This window comes from Amycolatopsis sp. NPDC004368 (assembly GCF_053602515.1).
Genome location: NZ_JBSGDT010000034.1, coordinates 19,346 through 46,208, shown reverse-complemented (window position 1 = coordinate 46,208; position 26,863 = coordinate 19,346). Strand labels below are relative to the sequence as shown.

At 70.6% G+C, this 26,863-nt stretch carries 24 protein-coding genes and 1 pseudogene; 13 read left to right on the top strand and 12 right to left on the bottom strand.

The window, feature by feature from the left end; all coding sequences use genetic code 11:
* Positions 1 to 195: 195 nt before the first annotated feature.
* From ACWEOE_RS33645 to ACWEOE_RS33615, 7 genes and pseudogenes are all read right to left on the bottom strand, one after another.
* Positions 196 to 1,656, bottom strand: coding sequence for a cytochrome P450 (locus ACWEOE_RS33645; protein WP_452016367.1), 1,461 nt, complete (start codon positions 1,654 to 1,656; stop codon positions 196 to 198).
* A 12-nt stretch (positions 1,657 to 1,668) separates the two neighbouring features.
* Positions 1,669 to 1,986 (bottom strand): GMC family oxidoreductase N-terminal domain-containing protein, encoded by a 318-nt coding sequence (locus ACWEOE_RS33640; protein WP_452016365.1) that lies wholly within the window; start codon positions 1,984 to 1,986, stop codon positions 1,669 to 1,671.
* A 29-nt stretch (positions 1,987 to 2,015) separates the two neighbouring features.
* Positions 2,016 to 2,186: pseudogene (locus tag ACWEOE_RS33635) on the bottom strand (choline dehydrogenase); the annotation flags it as partial.
* Between the two features lie 251 nt (positions 2,187 to 2,437).
* Positions 2,438 to 3,511 carry a ribonucleotide-diphosphate reductase subunit beta gene (locus ACWEOE_RS33630; RefSeq protein ID WP_452016363.1) on the bottom strand — a complete coding sequence of 358 codons (1,074 nt, stop codon included), beginning with the start codon at positions 3,509 to 3,511 and terminating at the stop codon, positions 2,438 to 2,440.
* 70 nt (positions 3,512 to 3,581) lie between these two features.
* Positions 3,582 to 6,575 (bottom strand): ribonucleoside-diphosphate reductase subunit alpha, encoded by a 2,994-nt coding sequence (locus ACWEOE_RS33625; protein WP_452016361.1) that lies wholly within the window; start codon positions 6,573 to 6,575, stop codon positions 3,582 to 3,584.
* A gap of 245 nt (positions 6,576 to 6,820) precedes the next feature.
* Entirely contained in the window at positions 6,821 to 7,420 is a 600-nt protein-coding gene (locus ACWEOE_RS33620; RefSeq protein WP_452016359.1) for an acetoacetate decarboxylase family protein, read from the bottom strand.
* Complete coding sequence (locus ACWEOE_RS33615) at positions 7,417 to 8,256, bottom strand: enoyl-CoA hydratase-related protein (protein ID WP_452016357.1); 840 nt, start codon at positions 8,254 to 8,256, stop codon at positions 7,417 to 7,419. The genes ACWEOE_RS33620 and ACWEOE_RS33615 overlap by 4 nt, the downstream gene beginning before the upstream one ends.
* A gap of 181 nt (positions 8,257 to 8,437) precedes the next feature.
* Here ACWEOE_RS33615 and ACWEOE_RS33610 point away from each other — a divergent pair, with 181 nt between their 5' ends.
* The 9 genes from ACWEOE_RS33610 (at position 8,438) to ACWEOE_RS33570 (ending at position 18,649) form a co-directional block, all read left to right on the top strand.
* Positions 8,438 to 9,229 carry a TIGR03084 family metal-binding protein gene (locus ACWEOE_RS33610; protein WP_452016355.1) on the top strand — a complete coding sequence of 264 codons (792 nt, stop codon included), beginning with the start codon at positions 8,438 to 8,440 and terminating at the stop codon, positions 9,227 to 9,229.
* Between the two features lie 68 nt (positions 9,230 to 9,297).
* The gene (locus ACWEOE_RS33605; protein ID WP_452016430.1) at positions 9,298 to 10,923 is read left to right on the top strand and encodes an acyclic terpene utilization AtuA family protein; all 1,626 of its coding nucleotides are present in this window, start codon (positions 9,298 to 9,300) and stop codon (positions 10,921 to 10,923) included.
* Complete coding sequence (locus ACWEOE_RS33600) at positions 10,923 to 12,071, top strand: acyl-CoA dehydrogenase family protein (RefSeq protein WP_452016428.1); 1,149 nt, start codon at positions 10,923 to 10,925, stop codon at positions 12,069 to 12,071. The genes ACWEOE_RS33605 and ACWEOE_RS33600 overlap by 1 nt, the downstream gene beginning before the upstream one ends.
* Entirely contained in the window at positions 12,068 to 13,669 is a 1,602-nt protein-coding gene (locus ACWEOE_RS33595) for an acyl-CoA carboxylase subunit beta (RefSeq protein ID WP_452016354.1), read from the top strand. The genes ACWEOE_RS33600 and ACWEOE_RS33595 overlap by 4 nt, the downstream gene beginning before the upstream one ends.
* 10 nt (positions 13,670 to 13,679) lie before the next feature.
* Entirely contained in the window at positions 13,680 to 15,647 is a 1,968-nt protein-coding gene (locus ACWEOE_RS33590; RefSeq protein WP_452016352.1) for an acetyl/propionyl/methylcrotonyl-CoA carboxylase subunit alpha, read from the top strand.
* On the top strand, positions 15,644 to 16,810 hold the full coding sequence (locus ACWEOE_RS33585; protein WP_452016350.1) for an acyl-CoA dehydrogenase family protein: 1,167 nt from the start codon (positions 15,644 to 15,646) through the stop codon (positions 16,808 to 16,810). The genes ACWEOE_RS33590 and ACWEOE_RS33585 overlap by 4 nt, the downstream gene beginning before the upstream one ends.
* Before the next feature lie 8 nt (positions 16,811 to 16,818).
* Positions 16,819 to 17,673 (top strand): SDR family oxidoreductase, encoded by an 855-nt coding sequence (locus tag ACWEOE_RS33580; protein WP_452016348.1) that lies wholly within the window; start codon positions 16,819 to 16,821, stop codon positions 17,671 to 17,673.
* A complete protein-coding gene (locus tag ACWEOE_RS33575; RefSeq protein WP_452016346.1) occupies positions 17,673 to 18,278 on the top strand; it encodes a TetR/AcrR family transcriptional regulator in 606 nt (201 codons plus the stop codon). Before ACWEOE_RS33580 ends, ACWEOE_RS33575 begins: the two co-directional genes overlap by 1 nt.
* A gap of 104 nt (positions 18,279 to 18,382) precedes the next feature.
* Positions 18,383 to 18,649 carry a hypothetical protein gene (locus tag ACWEOE_RS33570; RefSeq protein ID WP_452016344.1) on the top strand — a complete coding sequence of 89 codons (267 nt, stop codon included), beginning with the start codon at positions 18,383 to 18,385 and terminating at the stop codon, positions 18,647 to 18,649.
* Between the two features lie 323 nt (positions 18,650 to 18,972).
* Here ACWEOE_RS33570 and ACWEOE_RS33565 read toward each other — a convergent pair whose 3' ends face one another.
* The 3 genes from ACWEOE_RS33565 to ACWEOE_RS33555 all read right to left on the bottom strand — a co-directional run bounded on the left by ACWEOE_RS33565 (position 18,973) and on the right by ACWEOE_RS33555 (position 21,426).
* Positions 18,973 to 19,203: a hypothetical protein gene (locus ACWEOE_RS33565; protein ID WP_452016342.1), complete on the bottom strand. Its 231-nt coding sequence runs from the start codon at positions 19,201 to 19,203 to the stop codon at positions 18,973 to 18,975.
* A 274-nt stretch (positions 19,204 to 19,477) separates the two neighbouring features.
* Positions 19,478 to 20,809, bottom strand: coding sequence for a histidine-type phosphatase (locus ACWEOE_RS33560; RefSeq protein WP_452016340.1), 1,332 nt, complete (start codon positions 20,807 to 20,809; stop codon positions 19,478 to 19,480).
* A 203-nt stretch (positions 20,810 to 21,012) separates the two neighbouring features.
* Complete coding sequence (locus ACWEOE_RS33555) at positions 21,013 to 21,426, bottom strand: hypothetical protein (protein WP_452016338.1); 414 nt, start codon at positions 21,424 to 21,426, stop codon at positions 21,013 to 21,015.
* A gap of 243 nt (positions 21,427 to 21,669) precedes the next feature.
* Here ACWEOE_RS33555 and ACWEOE_RS33550 point away from each other — a divergent pair, with 243 nt between their 5' ends.
* Positions 21,670 to 22,878, top strand: a complete 1,209-nt coding sequence (locus tag ACWEOE_RS33550; RefSeq protein WP_452016336.1) for a diguanylate cyclase — start codon at positions 21,670 to 21,672, stop codon at positions 22,876 to 22,878.
* A 5-nt stretch (positions 22,879 to 22,883) separates the two neighbouring features.
* Here ACWEOE_RS33550 and ACWEOE_RS33545 read toward each other — a convergent pair whose 3' ends face one another.
* Positions 22,884 to 23,345 carry a nucleoside deaminase gene (locus ACWEOE_RS33545; protein ID WP_452016334.1) on the bottom strand — a complete coding sequence of 154 codons (462 nt, stop codon included), beginning with the start codon at positions 23,343 to 23,345 and terminating at the stop codon, positions 22,884 to 22,886.
* Positions 23,346 to 23,436: 91 nt separating this feature from the next.
* On the opposite strand from ACWEOE_RS33545, the gene ACWEOE_RS33540 reads away from it, so the two are divergent.
* Positions 23,437 to 24,411, top strand: a complete 975-nt coding sequence (locus ACWEOE_RS33540; protein WP_452016332.1) for a helix-turn-helix transcriptional regulator — start codon at positions 23,437 to 23,439, stop codon at positions 24,409 to 24,411.
* Here the strand turns inward: ACWEOE_RS33540 and ACWEOE_RS33535 are convergent.
* On the bottom strand, positions 24,403 to 25,023 hold the full coding sequence (locus ACWEOE_RS33535) for a TetR/AcrR family transcriptional regulator (protein ID WP_452016330.1): 621 nt from the start codon (positions 25,021 to 25,023) through the stop codon (positions 24,403 to 24,405). The genes ACWEOE_RS33540 and ACWEOE_RS33535 overlap by 9 nt on opposite strands.
* Positions 25,024 to 25,173: 150 nt before the next feature.
* Between ACWEOE_RS33535 and ACWEOE_RS33530 the strand changes: the two genes are divergently transcribed.
* The gene (locus tag ACWEOE_RS33530; protein WP_452016328.1) at positions 25,174 to 25,617 is read left to right on the top strand and encodes a YdeI/OmpD-associated family protein; all 444 of its coding nucleotides are present in this window, start codon (positions 25,174 to 25,176) and stop codon (positions 25,615 to 25,617) included.
* Positions 25,618 to 25,834: 217 nt separating this feature from the next.
* Complete coding sequence (locus ACWEOE_RS33525) at positions 25,835 to 26,773, top strand: LysR family transcriptional regulator (RefSeq protein ID WP_452016326.1); 939 nt, start codon at positions 25,835 to 25,837, stop codon at positions 26,771 to 26,773.
* The last annotated feature ends 90 nt before the right edge of the window (positions 26,774 to 26,863 follow it).

The following is a 26,863-nucleotide window of genomic DNA, read 5'->3' as shown; positions in this document are numbered from 1 at the left end:
AGTTGGCCGTGAGTGATGCCACGGCATCATGCGCGAATCGGGGTGTCTACCGGCTGAACGAGTGATGACTCGTACACAAATGGTGACGGCACGTCACCTTGAGTGCTCGAACGTGTTTTTCCGGTTCGTCCGATTTTCCGCGCTTGAACCCAGCACGGTCCGGCACAGTCGGCTCCCCGCCTCCCGCGATAGCGGTCAACGATATTCGAGGCGCACCGGCAGTCCGTCAGCGGGGACCGGCAACGACACGTAGTCCCAGCGCGCGGTGTAGTCCTGGGGCACTGACCAGCGGAAAGTTCGCAGCATCTCGTGCATCAGCGCCTTGACCTCGAGGCTGCCGAAGTGCAGGCCGATACACTTGTGCGCCCCACCGCCGAAGGGCATCCAGGCGAACCGGTGCGACTTGTCTTCGCGCCGCGGCTCGGCGAACCGCTCGGGGTCGAAGCGCATCGGGTCGGTCCAGCACTCGGGCGTGAAGTGGTTGAGCGTGGGGGAGACGCCGATGAGCGTGCCCGCGGGCAGGTAGTGGCCGAGGACCTCGGTGTCCTTCGTGGTCTTGCGGGCCATCGAAGGCACCGGCGCCCGCAGCCGCAGCGACTCCTTCATCACGAGGTCGAGCGTTTCCAGGCTCTCGAGCGCCTCGATGTCGGGCACGTCGTCGCCCAGCGCGAGCGACTCGGCGCGAGCGCGTTCCTGCCACTGCGGGTGCTTGGCCAGGTAGTAGGCCATGGCGCTGCTGGTGATGGTGGTCGTGTCGTGCGCGGCCATCATCAGGAAGATCATGTGGTTCACGATGTCGGCGTCAGTGAAGCGGTCGCCGTCCTCGGTCGTGGCGGTGCACAGCGCGGCGAACAGGTCGTCGCCGCCCGCGCGGCGCTTTTCGGGCAACGTCTCACCGAAGTAGCGCTCCAGCAGCCGCCGGCCGCGCAGGCCGGCGTTCCAGCGCCCGCCGGGCACGGGGTAGCGCACCAGCGCGGTGCCGGCGCGCACGGTGTTCACGAACGCGCGGTTGATCCGCATCGCGTCGTCCGGTGAGCGCATGTCCATGAACACGCGGGTCGCCACGTCGAGGGTGAGCTGCTTGAGTACCCAGTACAGCCGCGGCCGCGTGCCGCCGGGCCACGCTTCGACCCCGGCGCGCAGGGCCGGGCCCATCTGCCCGACGTAGCCGACGAGCCGCTCGCGCGTGAACGCGCTCTGCATGATCCGCCGGTGCAGGTGGTGCTCGCCGAAGTCGAGCAGCATGAGGCCGCGGTCGAAGAACTTCTCGATGAAGAACTTCCAGCCCTCCTGCGAGAACGCCTTGTCCTTGTTCACCAGGGCGATCTGCGTGGCCTCGGGACCCGAGAGCGACACGATCCGGCGGCCGAAGCCGCCCATCCACGAGACGGGGCCGTACTTTTCGTAGCGGCTGAAGCTGAAGTCCAGGCCGAAGCGCATCATCTCCAGCGCGTGGCCCACGACCGGCGGTCCGTCGTCACCCAGCACCGGCTCCAGACCACTGCCGGCGGGCGGCGCCGCCAGCTCGCGCACGGGGTAGGTGGCCGCCCGCCAGCGCGCGTCGACGGTGCGGGGCAGCGGCATCGAGGTCAGCGTGGGGACACGCTCACGCAGGCTTTCGGCGACCCTGCCGACCTTCCCGACTGCGCTCGTCATCGCGACCTGCCTTCACTGGCGGAAACCCGGTCCGCCTCCACCGTGCCGCGCTGTTGACCGATTGACAATACCTTCGGTCCGATCCATCCGGGTGATCCTCGGCAAGCGCCCGGTGTGGGCGAGGTAGCCGCGCGGCCCGGCGTCGTCGCGGACGCCCGACATCACGTGGTCGTGATGGTTCTGCCCGACGCCGGGCAGCGCCGCGACGACGGCGAGCCCGTGTTCGCGCAGCTGGGCTTCGGCGCCGGTACCGGAGAGCAGCAGCAGGTGCGGGGTGCCGATGGCGCCGGCGGTCAGCACGACTTCCGTGGTGGTGCGTGCTGCGGTCACCGCGCCGCCGGTGCTGCTGAGGTGCCCTGGAGCGCGGGCCAGGCCGAGGGCTCCGCCACGAGCTCAGGGAGCCGGGCGCCACCGGCCTCGAGCAGGAGTACCTGCGCGGCCGGATCTTCGGACAGGCGCGCGGCGCGCACGCAGCCCGCGGTTCCGGCGCCGACGATCACGTAGCCGTAAGACGTTCTTGATTCGGCCATCTCGGGCTCTCGGCCGGTGACTGGTCGAGATGATCACAGCTGCCCGGAGCTGCGAAACAGAGGTGAGCCGGGTCACGGACCGAGCGGATCGCCGGCTCGAAACGCTGACGACGCCGTCATGTTCACCCGTTCGTGGAGCCGTGAAAGCGCCCAGGAAGGCCGGGAACGACTTCGGCCACGCCCCGGCGTACCGGTGACGTGGCCGAAGTTCCGGAGTCCGGGATCAGTCCGCTTTGATCAGTCCGCTTTGATCAGTCCCAGTCGAGCGCGCCGCCCGACTGGTACTCGATCACGCGGGTCTCGAAGAAGTTCTTCTCCTTCTTCAGGTCCATCGCCTCCGACATCCACGGGAACGGGTTCTCCGTCTCCCCGAAGATCGGCGCCAGGCCGATCTGCTGTGCGCGCCGGTCGGTGATGAAGTGCATGTACTGCTCGCACAGCTGCGCCGAGAGGCCCAGCATGCCGCGCGGCATGGTGTCGCGCGCGTAGCGCACCTCCAGCTCGCACGCGTCGGTCAGCATCTGCCGGATCTCCGCCTGGAACTGTTCGGTCCACAGGTGCGGGTTCTCGATCTTGATCTGGTTGATGCAGTCGATGCCGAAGTTCAGGTGGATCGACTCGTCACGCAGGATGTACTGGTACTGCTCGGCGATGCCGACCATCTTGTTGCGCCGGCCGAGCGAGAGGATCTGCGCGAAGCCGGTGTAGAACCACATGCCCTCGAAGATCACGTAGAACGCCACGAGGTCGCGCAGGAACGCCTGGTCGGCCTCCGGCGTGCCGGTCTCGAAGTCCGGGTTCTCGAGGTTCTGCGTGTACTTCAGCGCCCACGCGTCCTTCTCGGAGATGGACGGCACCTCGCGGTACATGTTGAACAGCTCGCCCTCGACCAGACCGAGGCTTTCGCAGATGTACTGGAAGGTGTGCGTGTGCACGGCCTCCTCGAACGCCTGGCGCAGCAGGTACTGGCGGCACTCGGGGTTGGTGATCTGGCGGTACACCGCGAGCACGATGTTGTTGGCCACCAACGACTCCGCCGTGGCGAAGAAGCCGAGGTTGCGCTTGAGCATCTGCCGCTCGTCCTCGGTGAGGCCCTCGGGCGACTTCCACAGCGCGATGTCGGCCTGCATGGCGACCTCGGTCGGCATCCAGTGGTTGTTGCACGCCGCGAGGTACTTGTCCCACGCCCAGCGGTACTTCATGGGCAGCAGCTGGTTCACGTCGGCGCGCGCGTTGATCATGCGCTTGTCGTCGACGTTGATCCGGGCGGCGCCGACCTCGATCTCGCCGAGGCCGGTGGCGTCCGTGGTCTCCACGTTGGTCATCGAAAGGCTCCAAGAAAAGGCTCGCCGGTGGTACGGCCGGTGCTCTTCGGCCGCACCGCCGGCGAGGAGGTCACTGGCAGGCTTCGCAGTCGGGATCGTCGATGCGGCAGGAGGCGCCTTCGGCGGCGACGAAGTCGATGTCGTCGACCTGGGGCAGGTCCTTCGGCTCCGGCTTCGCGGCGGGCGCGGTGGCCGGCACCGCGGCGGGCACGGTCGCGGCCGGGCTCGCCGGGACGGCGGCCGAGGGCGAAGGCGACGGGGCCGGTGTCGCGGCAGGAGCGGCAGCAGTGGCGGCGGTGGCGGTCGGAGCGGCGGCCGAGACCGCGTTCAGCTTGCCGTCGGTGCCGCGCAGGGTGCTCTTCTCCACGTGCGTCGCCGATTGCGCACGCAGGTAGTACGTGGTCTTGAGGCCCTTGTGCCAGGCGTAGCGGTACAGCTCGTCGAGCTTGCGCCCGCTCGGCGCCGCGATGTAGAGGTTCAGCGACTGCGCCTGGTCGATCCACTTCTGGCGCCGCGAACCCGAGTCCACGATCCACTTCGACTCGATCTCGAACGCGGTGGCGTAGAGCGCCTTGAGGTCGTCGGGCACGCGGTCGATCTGGCCGAGGCTGCCGTCGAAGTACTTCAGGTCGCTGACCATGACCTCGTCCCACAGGCCGCGGGCCTTGAGGCTCTTGACCAGGTGCGGGTTGACCACGGTGAAGTCGCCGGACATGTTCGACTTCACGTACAGGTTCTGGAACAGCGGCTCGATCGACTGGCCGACGCCGGAGATGTTGGAGATCGTGGCCGTCGGCGCGATCGCCATCACGTTGGAGTTGCGCATGCCCACGGTCTTCACGCGCTCGCGCAGCGGCGCCCAGTTCAGCGTGGTGGTGGTGTCGAGGTCGAGCGAGTCGCCCTGGCGCGCGTCGATGAGCAGCTGCATCGAGTCGATCGGCAGGATGCCGCGGCTCCACAGCGAACCCTCGAACGTCTGGTACGCGCCGCGCTCCTCGGCGAGGTCGGCCGACGCCGAGATCGCGTAGTAGGAGAGGTGCTCCATGCTCTCGTCGGCGAACTTCACCGCGCCCTCGGACGCGAACGGCAGGCCGAGCTCGAACAGCGCGTCCTGGAAGCCCATGATGCCCAGGCCCACCGGGCGGTGGCGCAAGTTGGAGCGGCGCGCTTCCGGGATCGTGTAGAAGTTGATGTCGATCACGTTGTCGAGCATGCGCACGGCGGTGCGCACGGTCTTCTCGAGGCGCTTCGTGTCCAAACCGGACGGCGTGACGTGCTTGAGCAGGTTCACCGAGCCGAGGTTGCAGACCGCGACCTCGTCGATGTTGGTGTTCAGCGTGATCTCGGTGCACAGGTTCGAGGAGTGCACCACGCCGACGTGCTGCTGCGGCGAGCGCAGGTTGCACGGGTCCTTGAACGTGATCCACGGGTGGCCGGTCTCGAACAGCATCGTGAGCATGCGGCGCCACAGGTCCACGGCGCGCAGGCGGCGGAACACCTTGATCTCGCCGCGGTCGGCGGCGGCCTCGTACTCACGGTAGCGCTCGGCGAAGGCGTTGCCGTAGAGGTCGTGCAGGTCCGGCGTCTCGTTGGGGGAGAACAGGGTCCACTGCGCGTCGGCCTCCACGCGGCGCAGGAACTCGTCCGGCACCCAGTTGGCCGTGTTCATGTCGTGCGTGCGTCGGCGGTCGTCACCGGTGTTCTTGCGCAGGTCGAGGAACTCCTCGATGTCCACGTGCCACGTCTCGAGGTACGCGCACGCCGCGCCCTTGCGCTTGCCGCCCTGGTTCACGGCGACGGCGGTGTCGTTGGCGATCTTGAGGAACGGCACGACACCCTGCGACTGGCCGTTGGTGCCCTTGATGTGGGCGCCGAGGCCGCGGACCGGGGTCCAGTCGTTGCCGAGGCCACCCGAGTACTTGGCCAGCAGCGCGTTGTTCTTGTACGCCTGGAAGATGGAGTCCAGGTCGTCGTCCACAGTGGTCAGGAAGCACGACGAGAGCTGGGCGCGGGTGGTGCCCGAGTTGAACAGCGTCGGGGTGCTGGCCATGAAGTGGAACGTTGAGAGCAGCTCGTAGAACTCGATCGCGCGGTCTTCGCGGTTGTCCTCGCGGATGGCCACGCCCATGGCCACGCGCATGAAGAACGCCTGCGGCAGCTCGAACCGCGTGCCGTTGTGGTGCTGGAAGTACCGGTCGTAGAGGGTCTGCAGCCCCAGGAAACCGAAGTCGAGGTCACGCTCGGCGTGGATGGCCGCGGTGATCTTGTCGAGGTCGAAGGAGAGCAGCTCGCCGTCGACCAGCTCCAGCTCGACCGCGCGGCGCAGGTAGCTGCGGAAGTACGCGGGGTACTCGGCGGCCATCTCGTCCTGGCTGGCTTGGCGGGGCGAGCGCGCGAGGTAGCTCAGGGCCTCTCCGCGCAGCTTGTCCAGCAGGAGCCGCGCACTCACGTACGAGTAGTTCGGCTCCTGCTCGACGAGCACGCGGGCGGCCATGATCTGCGCGAGCGCGAGCTCGTCGGCGCTGATGCCGTCGTAGAGGTTGCGCTTGGCCTCGGCCAGCACCGGCTCGGCGGACACGTCCTCGAGCCCGGCCACGGCCTCGCCCACCACGTGGGAAACCCGTGCCCAGTCAAGGGGCCGAAGGGAACCGTCGGTGCCCTTGACGTTGATGGCGGCCTCGGCGGGCGCGGGCGCGGCGGACTCGCGGGCCTTCGCGCGCTCCTCGCGGTAGAGCACGTAGGCACGGGCGACCTTGTGGTGCTCACCGCGCATGAGGGCGAGCTCGACGAGGTCCTGGATCTGCTCGATGTGCAGGGCGGTTTCGGGGCCGGCGTGGCGCAGCAGGGAAGCCTCGACCTGCTCGGTCAGCTCGGCGACGACGTGGTGCACGCGGGAGGAAGCGGCCGCGTCGCCGCCCTCCACGGCGAGGAAGGCCTTGGTGAGGGCCACGCTGATCTTGCCGGCGTCGAACGGCGAGACGCTGCCGTCCCGGCGGATCACACGGACCGCGCTCGGTGCCGAGTCCGCCGACGACGGCGGACGCTGACCGGTTTCCACTGACATGCGTGTCTCCAACAAAGTCGAAAATGGGCGCGCAGGATCGCCACACGGCCTGACGAGGCCGTGTGCTGCTCCTTCTCCGAAACGGCCCGGTAGCCCTTCCTGAGCGGTCTCCCCGTCGCTGGGGGCTGCCGGTCCTGAGAGACTACATCTAGGGGTCAGGCCTTGCACGGGCCCCAAGGGGTGGCGTGTCGTGGGCTCACCCTCGCGGGTTAGTCGATCACTCAGAGCGCCTGGTCGGGGCCGGTTCAGCCGCCGAACACCAACGTGAAATCGCGCAGGTTCGTGCTCACGATCGGGCGACGTCCGGCCAGGAAACCGAGGGGCCCGGCGGGGTTCACCGACCAGTCGGCGGCCGCCGCGGAGAGCTTCGCGCGCGCCGAGACCGGGCTGCGCTTGAGGCGGTCGCCGAGCGTTTGGGCGATCTCGAATCGCGCGGGCAACGCGGCCGGCAGCCCGGCGCGGCGCGAGAACGCGGCGGTGGCGATCCAGTCCTCGTCGGTGGCGGCGGTGAGCTCGCGGCCGCCGGTGAACTCGAGCGTCGCGAGGTCCTTCGGGATGCCCCACAGCTCACGCCCGCCGTGCAGGGAAACCTCGCTGTCGACCCAGATGTCGGTGATCGAGGCGGCGAGCCCGCCCTTGACGGCGACGGCGGCGAGCAGCTCGTGGTAGCTCAGCTGCCCGGGGGCGCGATAGTCGATCCACGCGGTGAACACCCAGGCGTGGCCGCCGGTGGTGACGGGTTCGGCGCCTTCGGGCAGTTTCGGGAGCCTGCCGACCGGCAGCGGCCACACGGAGACGTACGCCTGGCCGGCGAGGTGCCACGGTTCGGGCGGGTACGCGGTCATTCCTCGATCCAGGGCAGGTAGTCCGGCAGGTCGTGGTCGACGCGGAGCTTGAACTCCGGCGGGCGTTTCTGGAGGAACGACAGCACGCCTTCGACCGCGTCCTGGTTGGTCGGCAGCCCGCCGATCAGCTTCGAGTCCAGCTCGTGCACCTCGAACGGCGAAGGCGCCGACGCCATGCGGTACAGCAGCTGCCGCGTCACGGCGACCGACACGGGCGCGGTGTTCGCCACCAGGTCGCGCGCGAGCTCGTACGCCCTGTCCAGTACTTCGTCCGCCGCGTGAACGCTGTGGACCAGACCTTTCTCGAAGGCTTCCAGCGCGCCGAACACGCGGCCGCTCACCATCCAGTCGAGCGCCGTGCCCATACCGACGAGCCGCGGGAGGAACCACGCGGACGCGCCCTCGGGGTAGATCCCGCGGCGGGTGAACACGAACCCGAACTTCGAGTCGTCGGCCGCCAGGCGGTAGTCGCACGACAGCGTGATCGTGATCCCGCCGCCCACCGCCGCGCCCCGCATCGCGGCGATCACGGGCTTGTTCATGGCGAAGATCCGCTTCGAACACCGCCCGGCCGGTTCCTGCCAGCCATCGGGCGGCCCTTCGCCCAGCTCGAAGTCGAACCCGCCGGAGGACAGGTCCGCGCCGACGGAGAAGTCCTTGCCCTCGCTCGTGAGCACGACCACCCGCACGTCCTCGTCGCGGTCCGCGCGGTCCATCGCGTCGTTCAGCTCGTCGGCCATCCGCACGGTGTAGCCGTTTCGCGCCTGAGGCCGATCGAGCTTCACCGTGGCGATCCGCCCGGCGACCTCGTAGGTGATGTCCGCGTAGGGGGTCATGGGCAGAACGCTAGGTCAACGGGGAGCTACTGGCAATGTGTCAATAGTGGCCCTGGGGCCGCGATCGGAGAAAACAATCAGGCGTGCTTGCTTTTTTCCACACCAGGGTGCCACGCTGGGGCCAGGGACGCTGCCCGCGGACGGAGACGCCCGCACTCACGCAGACGCACGGAGGCGCAGGATGGCTGATCTCGGCGTGATCCTCGGGGATCTGGCGGCCGAATCGCAGGCGATCGACGACGTGGTGGCCGGGATGCCACCCGAGGGGTGGGCGCGGCCGACCCCGGCGGAGGGGTGGACGGTCGCGCACCAGATCGCGCACCTGGCCTGGACGGACTCGAAGGCGCTGATCGCCGCGGCGCGGCCCGAGCAGTGGCAGGCCGAAGTCGAGAACCTGCTGAGCGTGGGGGAGAACTACGTCGACCTCGCTGCGGAAGAAGGTGCCGCCACGCCGCCGCCGGAACTGCTCGAGCGGTGGCGCGCCGGGCGGGTCGCGTTGGCCGAGGCGCTCGCGAACGTGCCCGCGGGGCAGAAGCTGCCGTGGTACGGGCCGCCGATGAGTGCGGCGTCGATGGCCACCGCGCGGATGATGGAGACCTGGGCCCACGGCCAGGACGTGTTCGACGCACTGGGCCTCACCCGGGAACCGACCGCGCGGCTGTGGCACATCGCGCGCTTCGGCACGCGCACCCGCGACTTCGCCTACAAACTCAACTCGCTCGCCCCGCCCGCCGAGGAGTTCCGGGTGGAGCTGGCCGCACCGGACGGCACCACGTGGGCGTTCGGGCCCGAGGACGCCGAGCAGCGCCTCACCGGCAGCGCCGTGGACTTCTGCCTGGTCATCACGCAGCGGCGGCACCCGGCGGACACCGACCTGGTCGCGACCGGCGCCGACGTCGAGGAGTGGCTCGGCATCGCGCAGGCCTTCGCCGGTCCGCCCGGGGCCGGCCGCAAGCCGGGGCAGTTCGCGTGAGCGTGGCGCCGATCCGGATCGGGAACGCGTCGGGCTTCTACGGCGACCGGTTCTCGGCCGTGCGCGAGATGCTCACCGGCGGCCCGCTCGACGTGCTCACCGGCGACTACCTCGCCGAGCTCACCATGCTCATCCTCGGACGCGACCGCATGAAAGACCCCGAGCGCGGCTACGCCAAGACCTTCCTGCGCCAGATGGAGGAAAACCTGGCGCTGGCCAAGGAAAAAGGCGTGAAGATCGTCGCCAACGCCGGGGGCCTCAACCCCGCGGGGCTGGCGAACGCGCTCCGTGAGCTGGCGGCGAAGCTGAACCTCGACGTGCGGATCGCCCACGTCGAGGGAGACGACCTCATCGCGCGCGCCGACGAGCTGGGGTTCGAGAAGCCGTTGACCGCCAACGCATATCTGGGCGCGTGGGGCATCGTCGAATGCCTGAACGCGGGCGCCGACGTGGTCGTGACCGGCCGCGTCACCGATGCCTCGGTGATCGTCGGGCCCGCCGCCGCGCACTTCGGCTGGGGGCGCGAGGACTACGACGCGCTGGCCGGTGCCGTGGCGGCCGGGCACGTGATCGAGTGCGGCGCGCAGGCGACCGGCGGCAACTACGCATTCTTCCACGAGCAGCCGATCGGCGTGCCGGGTTTCCCGATCGCGGAGATCCACGCCGACGGGTCGAGCGTCATCACCAAGCACCCGGGCACCGGAGGTGTGGTGAACACCGGCACGGTCACCGCGCAGCTGCTGTACGAGATCACCGGCGCGCGTTACGCGAACCCGGACGTCACCACCCGGTTCGACACGCTCTCGCTCACCGCCGACGGGCCGGACCGCGTGCGCATCAGCGGTGTGACCGGTGAAGCGCCGCCGCCCACGCTCAAGGTGGCGCTGAACCGCCTGGGCGGCTTCCGCAACGAGACCACGTTCGTCCTCACCGGACTGGACATCGAGGAGAAGGCCGCGCTGGTGCGCGAGCAGCTGGAGACGGCGCTGAGGCGCAAGCCGCCCGCAGAGGTTCGCTGGACGCTCGCGCGCACGGACCACCGCGACGCCGATACCGAGGAGACCGCGAGCGCGCTGCTGCACGTCGCGGTGAAGGACGCCGACCCGAAGATCGCCGGCCGCGCGTTCAGCGGCGCGGCGGTGGAGCTGGCCTTGGCGAGCTACCCCGGTTTCCACGTCACGGCCCCGCCTTCGGACGCCTCGCCGTACGGCGTCTACACCGCGGCCTATGTGGACGCCGCCCTGGTGCCCCACGTCGCGGGCCTGCCGGACGGTCGACGTGTCGACTTGGCGCCGTCGGTCACGACACTCGCCCTGACCGAAGTGGACGAACCCGCGCTGCCCGAGCCGTTGCCGGACGGGCCGGTGCGCCGCGTTCCGCTCGGTCGCGTGATCGGCGCGCGCAGCGGCGACAAGGGCGGCAGCGCCAACCTCGGCGTGTGGGTCCGTTCGGAGCAGGCCTGGCGCTGGCTCGTGCACCGGCTCACCGTCGCCGAGTTCCGTCTGCTGCTGCCCGAGACCGCGGAGCTGGCGGTGACCCGGCACCTGCTGCCGAACCTGTGGGCCATGAACTTCGTGGTCGAGGGGATCCTCGGCGAGGGCGTCGCGTCGCAGGCGCGCTTCGACCCGCAGGCCAAGGCGTTCGGCGAATGGCTGCGGGCCCGCGAGATCGACGTGCCGGAGGCGCTGCTGTGATCGTGGACCCGTTCACGACGCCCGAACGCACCGAACTGCGTGCGACCGTGCGGCGGTTCGTCGAGAAGGACGTGCTGCCGCACCTCGACGAGTGGGAACGAGCCGGCGAGCTGCCGCGTGAGCTGCACCGCAAGGCCGGTGCGCTCGGGCTGCTCGGTGTCGCGTTCCCCGAGTCCGTGGGCGGCGGCGACGGCAACTACCTCGACGCGCTCGTCGTCGCCGAGGAGATGCACTACGCCGGCGGGTCCGGTGGGCTGTTCGCGTCGCTGTTCACCTGCGGCATCGCCGTGCCGCACCTCGCCGACGCCGGCGACCCGGTGCAGATCGAACGCTGGGTGCGCCCGACGCTCGAAGGCAACAAGATCGGCTCGCTGGCCGTCACCGAACCCGACGGCGGGTCCGACGTCGCCGGCATCCGCACCACGGCCGTGCGTGAGGGCGACGAGTACGTGGTCAACGGCGCCAAGACGTTCATCACCTCCGGCTGCCGCGCCGACTTCGTGACCACGGTGGTCCGCACGGGCGGTGAGGGCGCGCACGGCCTGTCGCTGCTGGTGGTCGAACGCGGCACGCCCGGGTTCACGGTGTCGCGCAAGCTGGAGAAGATGGGCTGGGCGGCCTCCGACACCGCGGAACTGTCCTACGTGGACGTCCGGGTGCCGGTGGAGAACCTCGTCGGCGCCGAGAACAGCGGCTTCGCGCAGGTGGCCACCCAGTTCGTGACCGAGCGGCTGTCGCTGGCCGTGCAGGCCTACGCGCACGCGCAGCGCGCGCTCGACCTCACGCTCGACTGGTGCCGGTTGCGCGAGACGTTCGGCCGGCCGCTCATCTCGCGTCAGGTCGTGCAGCACAAGCTCACCGAGATGGCGCGCCGGACCGACGTCGCCCGCACCTACGCGCGGCAGACCGCCGTGCGCCACGTTTCCGGCGAAGAGGTGATCGCCGAAGCCTGTTTCGCCAAGAACACCGCCGTCGAAGCCGCCGAGTGGGTGGTGAACGAGGCCGTGCAGCTGCACGGCGGGCTCGGGTACATGCGCGAGTCCGAAGTGGAGCGCCACTACCGTGACGTCCGCATCCTCGGCATCGGCGGCGGCACGACCGAGATCCTCACCGGCCTGGCCGCCAAGCGATTGGGATACACCGCATGACCGCATTGAGGTCCCTTGTGGACACCCGGGCCGGCGAGTTCGCCGCGAACCGGGAGTCCATGCTGGAGAAGCTCGCCGAGATCGACGCGGAGCACGCCAAGGCCGTGGCCGGCGGCGGCGAGAAGTACGTGGAGCGCCACCGCAAGCGCGGCAAGCTGCTGGCCCGCGAACGCATCGAGCTGCTGCTCGACGAGGATTCGCCGTTCCTGGAGCTCTCGCCGCTGGCGGCCTGGGGTTCGGACTACCGCGTGGGCGCGAGCGTGATCACCGGCATCGGTGTGGTCGAGGGCGTGGAGTGCCTGATCTCCGCGAGCGACCCGACGGTGAAGGGCGGTGCGAGCAACCCGTGGACCACGAAGAAGTCGTTCCGCGCGGCTGACATCGCCGCGCAGAACCGGCTGCCGGTGATCAACCTCGTCGAGTCGGGTGGTGCGGACCTGCCGACGCAGAAGGAGATCTTCATCCCCGGCGGGCGGATCTTCCGCGATCTCACGCGGTCCTCGGCCGCGAAGGTGCCCACCGTCGCGCTGGTGTTCGGCAACTCGACCGCGGGTGGCGCGTACCTACCGGGCATGTCGGACTACGTGGTGATGGTCAAAGAACGCGCGAAGGTGTTCCTCGGCGGGCCGCCGCTGGTGAAGATGGCCACCGGCGAGGAGTCCGACGACGAGTCGCTGGGGGGCGCCGAGATGCACGCCCGCACGTCGGGCCTGGCCGACTACCTCGCGGTCGACGAGCAGGACGCGATCCGACTCGGCCGTGGCATCATCAAGCGGCTCAACTGGCACAAGAAGGGCCAGGCGCCCAAGGCCGGGTACGCCGAGCCGCTGTTCGACCCCGAAGACCTGCTCGGCATCGTGCCGAGCGACCTCAAGGTGCCGTTCGACCCGCGCGAGGTGATCGCGCGCGTGGCCGACGGGTCCGACTTCGACGAGTTCAAACCGCTCTACGGATCGAGCCTGGTCACCGGCTGGGCGGACATCCACGGCTACCCCGTCGGCATCCTCGCCAACGCACAGGGCGTGCTGTTCAGCGAGGAGTCGCAGAAGGCCGCGCAGTTCATCCAGCTGGCCAACCAGATCGACACCCCGCTCGTGTTCCTGCACAACACCACCGGCTACATGGTCGGCAAGGAGTACGAGCAGGGCGGCATCATCAAGCACGGCGCGATGATGATCAACGCCGTGTCGAACTCGAAGGTGCCGCACCTGTCCGTCCTCATGGGATCGTCCTACGGCGCCGGGCACTACGGGATGTGCGGGCGCGCCTACGACCCGCGGTTCCTGTTCGCCTGGCCGAGCGCGAAGTCGGCCGTGATGGGCCCGGCGCAGCTGGCGGGCGTGCTGTCGATCGTGGCCCGCGCGGCCGCCGCGAGCCGCGGACAGGACTACAGCGAGGAGAACGACGCGGCGATGCGGGCCATGGTCGAGAACCAGATCGAGGCCGAGTCGATGCCGATGTTCCTCTCCGGCATGCTCTACGACGACGGCATCATCGACCCGCGCGACACCCGCACGGTGCTCGGGCTGAGCCTGTCGGCGATCCACAACGGACCAGTGAAGGGCGCCGAGGGTGGCTTCGGCGTCTTCCGGATGTAGGGGTGCTGTCGTGATCCACAACCTGCTGGTCGCCAACCGGGGCGAGATCGCCCGCCGGGTCTTCCGCAGCTGCCGCGACGCGGGCATCGGCACGGTGGCCGTGTTCTCCGACGCCGACGCGGCTTCCCCGCACACGCGCGAGGCCGACGTCGCGGTTCGGCTGCCGGGCGACGCTCCCGGCGAGACGTACCTGCGTGCGGAGCTGATCGTGAAGGCCGCCGCCGACGCGGGAGCCGACGCGGTGCACCCCGGTTACGGGTTCCTTTCGGAGAACGCCAAGTTCGCGCGGGCCGTGCTCGACGCGGGGTTGACGTGGGTGGGTCCGCCACCCGCGGCGATCGAGACGATGGGCTCCAAAGTGGAGTCGAAGCGCCTGATGGCCGCGGCCGGCGTGCCGGTGCTGTCCGAACTGGACCCCGGTTCGGTGACCGAGGCCGATCTTCCGTTGCTGGTGAAGGCTTCCGCCGGCGGTGGTGGCCGCGGCATGCGCGTGGTGCGTGAGCTCGGCGAGCTGGCCGAGGCCGTGGAGAGCGCGCGGGCCGAGGCGGGTTCGGCGTTCGGCGATCCGACGGTGTTCTGTGAGCGCTACCTCGAAACGGGCCGGCACATCGAGGTTCAGGTGCTGGCGGACAGCCACGGCACGGTGTGGGCGGTGGGGGAGCGCGAGTGCTCGATCCAGCGCCGCCACCAGAAGGTGGTGGAGGAGGCGCCGTCGCCGTTCGTCTCCGAGAGCATGCGCGCGGAACTGTTCGACGCGGCGCGCAAGGCCGCCTCCGCCATCGACTACGTCGGCGCGGGCACGGTCGAGTTCCTGGCCGGCGAGGACGGCCGGTTCTACTTCCTGGAGATGAACACTCGGCTCCAGGTGGAACACCCGGTGACGGAGAACGTGACCGGGCTCGATCTGGTGGCGCTGCAGCTGACCGTGGCGCAGGGCGCGAAGCTGCCGCCGGAACCGCCCGCGCCCCGAGGGCATTCGATCGAGGTCCGGCTCTACGCCGAGGACCCGGGCGCGGGCTGGCAGCCCCAGAGCGGCACACTGCACACGTTCGAGGTGCCCGGTGTCGACCGCGAGTTCACGCACGGCGCCGGGTTGCGGCTCGATTCCGGCGTGGAGAGCGGATCCGTGGTCGGTGTGCACTACGACCCGATGCTCGCCAAGGTCGTCACGTGGGCGCCGACGCGCGACGAGGCCGCCCGCCGGCTGGCCACCGCACTGGCCGGGGCGAAGATCCACGGTGTGGTCACCAACCGCGACCTGCTCGTGAACATCCTGCGCCACGAGGCTTTCCTGGCCGGCGAGACCGACACGGCGTTCTTCGACCGCCACGGACTCGACACGCTGGCCGAGCCGCTGGCCGGCGGCGACGCGGAGAAGCTGTCGGCCCTCGCCGCCTCGCTCGCCGACGCCGCGGGCAACCGCGCCGCCGCGACCACGCTGGGCCGACTGCCCAGCGGCTGGCGCAACGTGCGTTCGGCGGGCCAGCGCAAGGCGTTCACGCGCGGCGACACGACCCACGAGGTCACCTACTCGCTCAGCCGCGACGGCTTGCGGGCCGAGGGCTACGACGACGTGCGACTGGTGTCCGCGGACCCGGGCCGGGTGGTGCTGGACGTCGCCGGCGTACGGCGCACGTTCGAGGTCGCGCGGCACGGCGATGAGTCCTTTGTGGATTCCGCGCTCGGCCCGGTGTCGTTCACCGCCGAACCCCGGTTCTCCGACCCTTCGGCCGCACTGGTGGCGGGTTCGCTCGTGGCGCCGATGCCGGGCACGGTCGTGCGGCTCGCGGTCGGCGTGGGTGATGCCGTGGTGGCGGGGGACCCGCTGCTGTGGCTGGAGGCGATGAAGATGGAACACCGGATCTCGGCGCCCGCCGACGGCGTGGTCACCGAACTGCCGGTGGAGGTCGGGTTGCAGGTCGAGGTCGGCACGATTCTGGCTGTGGTGGGAGAAGCTGTGGTGGGAGAACGAGCATGAACGCGATGAACTTCGCCGAACCCGAGGAGCGCGTCGCGCTGCGGAAGGCGACTTCGGAGCTGGCTCGCAAGTACGGGCACGAGTACTACTCGAAGAAGGCCCGCTCGGGCGAAAAAACCACCGAGCTGTGGAACGAGGCCGGCCGGCTGGGCTACCTCGGCGTGAACCTGCCCGAGGAGTACGGCGGCGGGGGCGCGGGGATCGCCGACCTCGCGGCGGTCCTGGAGGAGTTCGCGGCCGCCGGTTCGCCGTTGCTGCTCATGGTCGTGTCGCCGGCCATCTGCGGCACGGTGATCTCGCGCTTCGGCACCGACGAGCAGAAGAAGCAGTGGCTGCCGGGACTTTCCGACGGCAGCAAGAAGATGGTCTTCGCCATCACCGAGCCCGACGCCGGGTCGAACTCCCACAAGATCACCACCACCGCGCACCGCGACGGCGGCGACTGGGTCCTGAGTGGACGGAAGGTGTACATCTCCGGCGTGGACGAGGCCGACGCCGTGCTGGTGGTCGGCCGGACCGAGGACGCGAAGACCGGCCGGCTCAAGCCCGCGCTGTACATCGTGCCCACCGGCACGCCGGGCTTCGAGTACAGGCAGATCGAGATGGATCTGATCTCGCCGGAGAAGCAGTTCGGCCTCTTCCTCGACGACGTGCACCTGCCGGCCGAAGCTCTGGTGGGGGAGGAGGACGCGGCGATCGCGCAGCTGTTCGCGGGGCTGAACCCGGAACGCATCATGGGCGCGTCGTTCTCGCTCGGCACCGCGCGCTACGCACTCGACAAGGCCGTGGCCTACGCCAACGAGCGCAACGTGTGGGGCGCGCCGATCGGCTCGCACCAGGGGCTCGCGCACCCGCTGGCGCAGATCAAGATCGAGCTGGAGCTGGCGAAGCTGATGACGCAGAAGGCGGCTTCGCTGTACGACTCGGGTGACGACTTCGCCTCGGGCGAGTCGGCCAACATGGCCAAGTACGCCGCCGCCGAGGCCGCGATCCACGCCGTGGACCAGGCGGTGCAGACCCACGGTGGCAACGGGCTCGCGTCCGAGTACGGCCTCGGCACGCTCGTCACGGCCGTGCGGCTCGGGCGGATCGCGCCGGTGAGCCGCGAGATGGTGCTCAACTTCGTCGGGCAGCACAGCCTCGGGCTGCCGAAGTCCTATTAGGAGTGACTGTGTCCGAAAAGCTTGTGCCCGAAAAACCCTTGGCGGGCCGCACGATCATCATGTCCGGCGGCAGCCGTGGCATCGGCGAGGCCATCGCCGTGCGCGCGGCCGCCGACGGCGCGAACGTGGCGCTGCTGGCCAAGACCGCCGAACCGCACCCGAAGCTGCCGGGCACGATCCACACCGCGGCCGAGGCCATCGAGAAGGCCGGTGGCAAGGCGCTGCCGATCCTCGGCGACGTGCGCGACGACGAGGGCGTGGCCGCCGCGGTGGCGAAGACCGTCGAGCAGTTCGGCGGCATCGACATCGTGGTGAACAACGCCAGCGCGATCGACCTCACGCCCACCGAGCAGGTGAGCATGAAGCGCTACGACCTGATGCAGGACATCAACGCGCGGGGCACGTTCCTGCTGTCCAAACTGGCCATTCCGCACCTGCGCAAGTCGGCGAACCCGCACGTGCTCACGCTCTCGCCGCCGATCAGCCTCGACGAGAAGTGGTTCACGGCCGGGCACCTCGCGTACAGCATCGCGAAGTACTCGATGAGCCTCGTCACGGTGGGGCTCGCGGCGGAGCTGAAGAAGGACGGCATCGCGGCGAACTCGCTGTGGCCGCGCACCACCATCGACACCGCGGCGATCCGCAACGTCGTGGGCGCGGAGCTGGCCGACCGCAGCCGGACGCCGGAGATCATGGCCGACGCCGCGTACGCCATCCTCACCCGGCCCAGCCGCTCGACCACGGGCAACTTCTTCCTCGACGACGAGGTGCTGCGTGCGGAGGGCGTCACGGATTTCGCGAAGTACCGCATCGGCGGGTCGGAAGCGGACCTGCAGCTCGACTTCTGGGTCGATCCGGCCTGATGCTCCGGGAACCGCAGCAGGAGCGCAGCCGCACCACGCGCCGGCGGCTGATCGAGGCCGCCATGGACTGCATCGGCGAGCGGGGCTGGCACGGCGTCACGGTGGCCGTGATCGCCGAACGCGCGGGCGTGTCGCGCGGCGCCGCGCAGCACCACTTCCCGACCCGCGAAGCCCTGGTCGCGGCGGCTGTGGAGCTGATCGGCGAGGCGCAGATCGCCGAGCTGCGCACGAAGGCGGCCGGGCTGCCGAACGGCGCGTCGCGGATCTTCGGTGTCGTGGAGATGGTGCTGAACCTCTACACCGGGCCGATGTTCCGCGCCGCGCTGCAGCTGTGGGCCGTGGCGGCGGGCGACGAGCAGCTGCGCGGCACGCTGGTGCCCCTGGAAGCCCGCGTCGGGCGCGAGGCCCACCGCGTGACCGTGGAGCTGCTGGGCGTCGACGAGTCCCGGCCGGGGGTCCGCGAGCTCGTCCAAGCCACTCTCGACCTGGCCCGCGGCCTCGGCCTCGCCAACCTCCTGACCGACGACACCCGCCGCCGGCGCCAGATCGTCCGGGAGTGGGCCCAGACCCTGGAGACGCGACTGTCCGGAACCGGCCAGGCCTAGTGCACGTCACAAGTTCGGCCTAATAAGATGTGGCTGTTAACACATTCGGCCCAACGGGCGATGACTCCGAGTAAGTGGCTCCATCAGGAAGAAGGTCGGTACCGGTGTCCGGTTCAGAAGATGCCTCAGTCGAGCTGACGCACCGCGCGATGGCGATGCTGCGGGCGGTCGCAGCCCACCGCGCGGAAATGACCACCAGCAGCGAACCCGACCTCTTCATCGACGGTTTCGCCTGCTGCGACCAGATGACCGCCCACGCCCTCGCCCACGGCGGTTACATCCGCCCCGCCGTGCAGGACGCCGCGGGCCGCGTGCCCGCCGAGCTGACCGAGGCCGGGCACGCCGCGCTGGCGATCACCGTCGCCGCCTGAGGGTTCTCCACGCAAGGTTGTCCACGCAGCGTTGTCCACGCAGCGTTGTCCACGCAGCGTTGTCCACGCAGGGTCACGAAAGGGTGAGGGTTTCGCCCGCCCGTTCGGGTAAGTCTTTCGGCGAGTTCACGCTGGTGGGTGTCCAGTCGTGCGGCACAGGCGTCGAGGTGCGAACCACCTTCGCCCGGCCACGACGGGAACCCGCCGATCACGGTCCGTCGCGCTTTCGCGCCGGCGAGCGGCGGGTGAGATCCACCCCGTCCCCACGGACCTGAACCCGCCGCACCGGCAGAGGTGTGACCGGACCTCGGCCGCCCGGGCGGTCACCGTGTCGAGCACGCGTTTGGCCGCCCCCAGGTCTTTCGGCGCGATGCCGGCGAACAGCTGTCGCCGGCGCGCGTCGAGTCGACCGTGAGGCGCTCGACCAGGGTGCGGGTGGCCGGCGTGCCGTCCACGAGATTCCCGTCGACCAGCCGGCCCGCCGTGATCTGGTCGGTGACGACCGCACGCACCGCGTCGGCGGACGCGACGGCCGTCGCGGCGATGGTCGCCACAAGCGTGTCCACCTGTGCGGCTGGGTGCAGACCGTGCGCAGGACCACGTACGTGGTGGAGTCCAGTCCTTCGCGGTCCAGCAACGCCGTGAGCAGGGACCGCGACGCCGCGGCGGCGAGGCTCATGTGATCGGCCAGTTCACGCTGGTTCGGCCGGACTCGGCGGCGCACCAGACGGGTGAGCGTCGCCAGCAGCGAGCGCCGTTGTGGTGCTCTGAAACGGAAACGAGCCCGTGGCGAAGGATCCGCCACGGGCTCGCTCGAACAATCGGTGATCAGGCGTAGCAGCGCTCGAGCTCGTCGAGCCGGTAGAAGTAGCTGCCGCGGTGCACCGGCGCGCAGCCGGCCTTGAAGGCGGTCTGCTTTTCGTTGTACAGCATGCGAACCAGGTACGTGTGACCGTCGGTGTAGAGGTCCCACTGGATGTTGGCGGCCATGGGCGCCACCTGCGCGCCGCGGAACGGGTTGTTCGCGTAGGTGAACAGCTTGCTCTCCGGCTGCTGCTTCGTACTGCCGGGCAGCCCGAGCAGCGACGCGAGCGGGAAGATCTCCTCGGCGTGGGTGAAGCGCAGCTCGGCGTCGCGCGTGGTGGTGCCGGCGCGCTTCGCGTCGAGCTGGGCGAACATGTCGGAGAGCAGGCCACCGGCCATCTTGTACGTGATGTCGCTGCCGGTAAAGGCGGGACCGTTCTCGTAGAAGGAGGTCACGTCGTCGAGGTAGCCGAACCACGCGGCCTCGTCCGTGGTGATGTAGCGGTCGAAGTGCCAGCGGCCCTCGCCCGCCAGGTCACCGGTCACCTGATCCATCGCGTACAGCGCGTCGGCCGCGGCGATCTCGTCCTTGAACTCCGCGTGCTCGCCGGCCGCGATCTCGTCCACGAACTTCTTCGAGAAGCTGCGCTGCAGCACCGATCGCGCCACGGCGTGGGTGCGCGGCTGGTCCGTCGCGGCCTTCTCGGCAGCGGCCACGCGCGGGTCGTTGTCGACGTAGTCGTTGTACTCGACGTTCGACTTGTGGAAGTAGAGCAGGGCGTCGTCGGTGCGGGTCGACGTGGTCGTCAGCCCCGGCTTCGCCGCCTTCAGGCCCGCCACGAACTCGTTGGCGCTGTCCACCGTGCGCTGCTGGCTCGACGCGACGACGTCGATCTTCGGCGCGCTGCCCTTCGCGGCGTCGGCGAACAGCGACGGCAGCCGCCGCACCATCCGCTGCGCCGTGGTGCGCATCTCGTCGCGGCCTTCCTGCGTGAGCAGGCCGTAGCCGTCACGGGCGTTGGCGGCGAGCAGCGACTCCACCTCCGGCCCGAGCTGCCGGCCGACGGACGTCAGCGCGCCCTCGGTCTTCGCGGAGTTCCACAGCGCCAGCAAGGCGTCGCCGTCGTCGCGGTCGGAAAGCGTGCGCGCGCCGTGGCGCGACACGTTCTCCGTGAACACCGGCTTGAACGACGACGGCAGCCGCTCGTAGGAGTTCAGGTTGCCCTGCGGCTCGTACGCGGTCTTCGTGGTGAACGCGTCCTGCACCTCGTGGCCCTCGTGCGCCTGCGCCGGCAGGGCCAACAACCCCGACAACGCCAACGCGACTCCGCCGACTCCGGCCACAACACGTCTCATCGAGCTACCCCGCTGTCTCGTCTGGGTGAAAGGACGGCTCAGTAGACACGCGCTCCGTGACGCGATCCGGGACGGCCGGTGTCGAGCGGGTGAACTCCGCATGTGCCGGTGAGCGGGAAACCCGTGGTCGGGCGACGGTCGGTGACACGAGTGGTGGCCGGCTGCGCCAGGCAGCCGGCCACCTTCCCCCTGTGGGCCGGGGCTTACAGCCCCAGGCTGCCCACGATCCCGGTCAGGACCCCGTGGCCCGAGCCGCTGTCCGTGCCCGTACCGGTGTTCGAGCTGGTGTGGCTCGACGACGCGCCGTCCGGCCCGGCCCAGTTCTGGCCCTGGTCGAAGCTCGCGCCACCGTTGTCACCGTGGCCGCCAGTGGTCGCCGTCGTGTGGTCGCTGGTCGCGCCGTCCGGGCCTGCCATGCTGTTGTGCTGCTGGTAGGAAGCGCCGCCTCCGCCGTGGTCGCCCGTGCTGGCATGCGTGGAACTGGTGCTCACGCCGTCCGGCCCGGCGGACACGCTGGTGTCGGTGTACGTGTCGGCCGAGGCGATCCCGGCGGCCCCGAGCGTGAGCGGCAGCGCGATCGCACCGGCGGCGACGATACGGCGAATGGTCGTCTTCATGGGAAGCTCCTCTTCTCGTCGGTCGAAACCGTGATCGGCTTCAGTTCGAAGGCTTGCCGACTCCGCCGCCGGCCAATCACGTTCTCCCGGTGATCACTCTCACCGCAGTCGCGACCCATCCCGCCGCGTCCCGGCTCCGAACGACCGCCCCCACGTCCGACGCGCCGATCACCGGCACCCGGGAACGCCCGGCCCCCACTTAAGAAGGTGCCTAAACCCCGGTGAACCCGCTATTTTGCCGCAATGGTGGGGGATCCGGCGGCGGCCGGAGAGGGCCCGTGGCGCCGGCTCGCGGGCTGGGAGCTGTGGCGGGTGCGGACCTGCGCGCTCGTGCTGCTGGTGGACGTCGTGGCGCTGGGGGCGACCATCGCTGTCGCGGTGCTGGTTCCGGTGCCGGTCACGGGAACGGCGCGGTTCGCCGTGCTGGTGGCCGGGCTGGTGGTGAGTGTGGAGCTGAGCCGGTCGGCCGAGCGGGGCCGCGGGGAAACGTTGCTGGGACCCGGTTTCGGCACGCCCTGGGTCTTCGCCGGCGCGGTGGTGCTGCCGCCGGTGGCGGCGGTGGGGCTCGCGGCGGTGTCGGGCCTGCACCGGTGGCTGCGGGTGCGCCGGCACGCGCCGTACCGGCAGGTGTTCGAGGTCGCGGCGACGACGCTGGCCGTGCTGCTCGCCGGCCGGTTCCTCGCGTTGACGGTGCCGATGCCGCCGAGCTCGCTGGGCGACGTGCGGCTCATGGGACTGCTCGTGGTGGCGGCCCTGGTGTTCACGCTCGCCGCCGGCGCGCTCACCGGAGTCGTGCGCGGCTACCGGCAGGCCCGGGCCGGGTTGCTGTTCGACGCCGTGATGGTCGGCCTCGGCATCGCGCTCGCGTGGGCCGTGGTCGACGCTCCGCTGGTGGTACCGCTGCTCGTCGCGGCGCTGGTGGTGCTCTACCGAGGCGGCGTGGGCGCCACGCCCCGGGGCGAGCCGACGGCCGACGCGGGCACCGGCGCCCTCACCGCGTGCGCCTGGTGGGCTGCCGTCCGCGTGCAGCCGGCGCCCGCGTACTCCGTGCTGGTGCTCGACCTCGACCGCTTCGGCGACGTCAACGCCCGCCACGGCCGCCGCACCGGCGACGCCGTGCTGCGGGCCATCGCCCACGCCCTGCGCGCCGAGGTCCGCGCCGCCGACCTCGTCGGTCGTTCGGGCGGCGGCGAGTTCGCCGTGCTCCTGCCGGGTACCAGGCCGTTCGACGCCCTCGCGATCGCCGAACGCATCCGCCTGCGCGTGGCTTCCACGGCCGTCGCGGTGAAGGCGCCCTACGGCAGCCCGCAGTTCGCCTGGGCGACGGTGTCCGTCGGGGTCGCGTCCTGTCCCGCTGTCGGCGAGACGCCGGACGCGGTGTTCGCGGCCGCCGTGAAAGCCGTGCGGCGCGCGAAAACCGAGGGCCGCAACCGCACCGTCTCCGCCGAGTGAGCGTTTCAGCCCGAAGTGGACGGAACGCCGATGTCCTCGAACCACAGCTGCGGCCGGGTCTCGATGAACTCCTTCATCAGCGCCGTGCACGCGGGATCGTCGAGGACCTCGATGCGCACGCCGTGCTCGGCGAGCCAGTCGTGGCCGCCCGAGAACGTCTCGGCCTCGCCGATGATCACCCGCGGGATGCCGAACTGGCGGACGAGGCCGCTGCAGTACCAGCACGGCGAGAGCGTGGTGACCATGATCGTGTCGCGGTAGTGGGGCCGGCGCCCGGCGTTGCGGAACGCCGTGGTCTCCGCGTGCAGCGACGGGTCACCGTCCTGCACGCGCCGGTTGTGGCCGCGGCCCAGGAGCGCACCGGCGCTGTCGAAGAGGGCGGCGCCGATCGGCACCCCGCCCTCGGCCTTCCCGAGCTCGGCTTCCTCGCGGGCGACGGCGAGCAACGCGTGCGGATCGATCTGCATGGTCCACACTTCACCGCCTCCCCTCGGCCGGAGGCAAGTCCACGCCGAAAGCGGACGGGATCTGTCCTCGAGGTCTGGCAGAGTGACCCGCATGTACGGAACCTCGGAGCGGCTCCTGCGCCTGCTGTCCTTGCTGCAGGCCCGCCGCGACTGGCCGGGGCCGGACCTGGCCGACCGGCTGGGCGTCGACGTGCGCACGATCCGCCGCGACGTCGAACGTCTGCGTGGCCTGGGCTACCCGGTGCACGCGACGCCGGGTGTCGCCGGTGGCTACCGGCTGGGTGCGGGAGCCGCGCTGCCGCCGTTGCTGCTGGACGACGACGAGGCCGTGGCCGTGGCGGTCGGCCTGCGCACAGCGGCCAACGGCACGGTGTCGGGCATCGAGGAGACGTCGGTGCGGGCGCTGGCCAAGCTCGAGCAGGTGCTGCCCGCGCGGCTGCGCCACCGCGTGAGCGCCATGGGCTCGGCGATGCTGCAGCTCGGCGGCGGGGGACCGGTCGTCGACGCCGAGGTGCTCACCGTGATCGCCGCGGCCTGCCGCGACCACGAACGGCTGCGCTTCACCTACGCCAACCACACCGGCACGGTCACCGAACGCGACGTCGAGCCCCTGCGCCTGGTCCACACCGGCCGCCGCTGGTACCTCGTTGCCTACGACCTGGGCCGCGACGGCTGGCGCACGTTCCGCGTCGACCGCCTCGACGACGTGCCCGTGCCCGGGTTCCGCTTCACCCCGCGCGAACCGCCCGCGCACGACCTCGCCGCGTACGTGTCGCAGGCGATCTCCGCCGCCCCTTATCCCCATCAGGTGACCCTGCGCGTGGCGGTGCCCGCCGAGGTGCTCGCGGCGCGCGTACCGCCGACCGCCGGCGTGGTCGAGCCCGTGGACGCGCACACCTGCCGGCTGCGCACCGGCCTGACCGACCTCGCCGCGGCGCCCTTCTACCTGGCGCAGTGGGACTACGACTTCGTGGTGGAGGACGCCCCGCCGGGTCTGGTCGACCGGCTGGCCCGTGTCGCCGAACGCTTCGCCGCGGCAGCAGCCGGCAGCCGGCGCTCAGACTGAGCTCTCGGGCACCCCGAGCATCCGCAGCACCAGCTCGCCGTACTCCTTGCCGAGCGCGGCCGGCGTCTGGCGGGTGCGCTCGCTGTACCAGCGGGCCACGTCCACGCCCAGGGACAGCACCGCCCGCGCCGCCGTGTGCGGGTCGGCGACGGAGAACGCGCCGGACGCGGCGCCCGCGCTGATCACGTCCCGCACGATGCGCTCGATGCGCCGCCGCAGCTCGGTGACGACCTCGAACTCCTTCTCCGGCAGGGCGTTGAGCTCGTACTGCACGACCCGCGCCACCGTGTGCCGCCGCGCGTGCCAGGCCACGAAGTCCTCGACGACGAGCCGGATGCGCCCGACCGGGTCCTCGGCCCGCTCCAGCGCGTTCTCCACCAGCGCCAGGGTCTGCTCGTGGCCGCTGCGGCTGATCTCGAACAGCAGCGCGGCCTTCGAGGGGAAGTGCACGTACAGCGCGGCGGGGCTCATGCCCGCGGCGCCGGCGATGTCGCGCGTGGTCGTGGCGTGGTAACCACGCTTGGCGAAGGACTCCACGCCGGCGAGCATGAGCCGGCGCGCGGTCTCGGGCTGCACGTCGGGCCACAGCTCGGCCGAGAGCGAAGTCGTCATCCGGCGATCCTCCCAGATCTGCTGCCGCGCCCGGCGTGCGTGAACCGCTGCTCATTCTAAGCGCTTGCTCATCACCCGAGCCCGGTGTCGGCCGCGCGGCTCTTCGCGGGGGTGCGCTCGGGGCGCACCGTCGTCACCGCTGGGGAAGCCGTGAGCGCAACGTTCGTCACCCGGATCGAGCTGGGCGGCAGGACGGCGACCGGGTTCACCGTGCCGGCCGACGTGGTCGCGGCGTTGGACTCGGGCAAGCGGCCGCGGGTCCTGGTCACGCTCGGCGCGCACACCTACCGCAGCACGATCGCGGTGTACGGCGGCGCGCTCATGCTGCCGCTCAGCGTGGCCAACCGCGAGGCCGCCGGCGTCGCCGCGGGCGACGAGGTCGAGGTCACGGTGGAGCTCGACACCGCGCAGCGCACCGTCGAGCTCCCGGACGACCTCGCCGCCGCACTCGGCGCACACCCCGGCGCCCGGGCGGCCTTCGACCGGCTTTCCCATACCGCGCAACGGGAGCGAGCCGAAGGGGTGGCCTCGGCCAAGCGGCCGGAGACGCGGGAGCGCCGCATCGCCAAGATCGTCGTCGAGCTGGCCGGCTGACCACCGGGCCGCCTCGCCGCGCCGGCCGTTTCCTTCCCCGGAGTCCGGTAGCCGCTCGGATCGGGACGTTTCGGCATGCCCGGCGCACAGACCCCGACCGGCCTGCGAGTATGACCAGTCCGACCACAGCGGGTCAACCTGAACGATCCTGCGGCAGTGGCCTCACGCGGCACCGTAAGGTTTCCGGAATGGCCGGGAACAGAGCGGGTGGAGCCGGGTGAGCAGGCGGACGACGCAGCTGGCCGGGCTCGACCTGAACCTGCTCGTGGTGCTCCGGGAGCTGCTGCGCGAGCGGAATGTGACGCGCGCGGCGGAGCGGGTCGGGGTCAGTCAGCCGGCGTTGAGCGCGGCACTGGCGCGGCTGCGCCGGCACTTCGACGACGAGCTGCTGGTCCGCGAGGGCCGCGGCTACGTCCTGACCCCGCTGGCCCGGCAGCTCGGACGCCAGGTCGAGGACGTGTGCGCGGCGGCCGAGCAGCTGTTCGCCACCGGGTCGAGCTTCGCGCCCGGTACGTCGGTGCGCGAGTTCACGTTGCTGATGGCCGACTACACGCTCGCCGTGATCGGGCAGCCGCTGGCCGAGTTGTTCGAGCGGGAGGCGCCGCGGGCCCGGCTGCGGATCCGGCTCGTGCGCGAGTCGCTCAGCGCGGACCTGCCGCGGGTCGTCCGGTTCGTCGACGGGGTGGTCGCGCCGCCGATCGAGCTGGAGGAACTGCCGCGGCTGCGCTCGGCCGAGCTGTTCCGCGATGAGTGGGTCTGCGTCGTGTGGGCCGGCCACGACCTCGGCAGCGCCGGGCTCACCCTGGCGGACCTGCAGCGGCTCGACTGGGTCGTGCCGTACCACCGGGAGCCGGGTGTGCCGCTGCCGCCGGTGTCGCGCCGGCTCGCCGCGCTGGGGCTCGCGCCGCGCGTCGCGATGAGCGTGGAGAGCTACCAGGCCGTGCCCGCGCTCGTGGTCGGCACCCACCGGATCGCGCTCGTGCAGCGCCGGCTCGCCGCCGAGTTCGCGCAGCACTCCGACATCTCCGTGCTGGAGTGCCCCGGGGAGCCGGAGGGGATCGTCGAAACGCTGTGGTGGCACGACGATCTCGACCTCGATCCCGCGCACGCCTGGCTGCGCGAGGCGTTGCGCGGCATCGGCGAGGCGCTGGGCTGAGCGGCTGGGCTGGGGGTGCCAACCATAACCCAGGCTGATTATCGGGATCAGGATTTCTGACTTCCGGGCTCCGACGGGGATTCCTAGACT

Coding starts and splice junctions, on each gene's coding strand:
- ACWEOE_RS33630 (WP_452016363.1), bottom strand. CDS start 3,511: ATGACCAACGTGGAGACCACGGACGCCACCGGCCTCGGCGAGATCGAG.
- ACWEOE_RS33545 (WP_452016334.1), bottom strand. CDS start 23,345: ATGCAGATCGATCCGCACGCGTTGCTCGCCGTCGCCCGCGAGGAAGCC.
- ACWEOE_RS33615 (WP_452016357.1), bottom strand. CDS start 8,256: ATGACCCCCTACGCGGACATCACCTACGAGGTCGCCGGGCGGATCGCC.
- ACWEOE_RS33620 (WP_452016359.1), bottom strand. CDS start 7,420: ATGACCGCGTACCCGCCCGAACCGTGGCACCTCGCCGGCCAGGCGTAC.
- ACWEOE_RS33605 (WP_452016430.1), top strand. CDS start 9,298: ATGCTCACCGGCGGCCCGCTCGACGTGCTCACCGGCGACTACCTCGCC.
- ACWEOE_RS33610 (WP_452016355.1), top strand. CDS start 8,438: ATGGCTGATCTCGGCGTGATCCTCGGGGATCTGGCGGCCGAATCGCAG.
- ACWEOE_RS33540 (WP_452016332.1), top strand. CDS start 23,437: ATGTACGGAACCTCGGAGCGGCTCCTGCGCCTGCTGTCCTTGCTGCAG.
- ACWEOE_RS33555 (WP_452016338.1), bottom strand. CDS start 21,426: ATGAAGACGACCATTCGCCGTATCGTCGCCGCCGGTGCGATCGCGCTG.
- ACWEOE_RS33585 (WP_452016350.1), top strand. CDS start 15,644: ATGAACGCGATGAACTTCGCCGAACCCGAGGAGCGCGTCGCGCTGCGG.
- ACWEOE_RS33645 (WP_452016367.1), bottom strand. CDS start 1,656: ATGACGAGCGCAGTCGGGAAGGTCGGCAGGGTCGCCGAAAGCCTGCGT.
- ACWEOE_RS33595 (WP_452016354.1), top strand. CDS start 12,068: ATGACCGCATTGAGGTCCCTTGTGGACACCCGGGCCGGCGAGTTCGCC.
- ACWEOE_RS33535 (WP_452016330.1), bottom strand. CDS start 25,023: ATGACGACTTCGCTCTCGGCCGAGCTGTGGCCCGACGTGCAGCCCGAG.
- ACWEOE_RS33560 (WP_452016340.1), bottom strand. CDS start 20,809: ATGAGACGTGTTGTGGCCGGAGTCGGCGGAGTCGCGTTGGCGTTGTCG.
- ACWEOE_RS33625 (WP_452016361.1), bottom strand. CDS start 6,575: ATGTCAGTGGAAACCGGTCAGCGTCCGCCGTCGTCGGCGGACTCGGCA.
- ACWEOE_RS33550 (WP_452016336.1), top strand. CDS start 21,670: ATGGTGGGGGATCCGGCGGCGGCCGGAGAGGGCCCGTGGCGCCGGCTC.
- ACWEOE_RS33575 (WP_452016346.1), top strand. CDS start 17,673: ATGCTCCGGGAACCGCAGCAGGAGCGCAGCCGCACCACGCGCCGGCGG.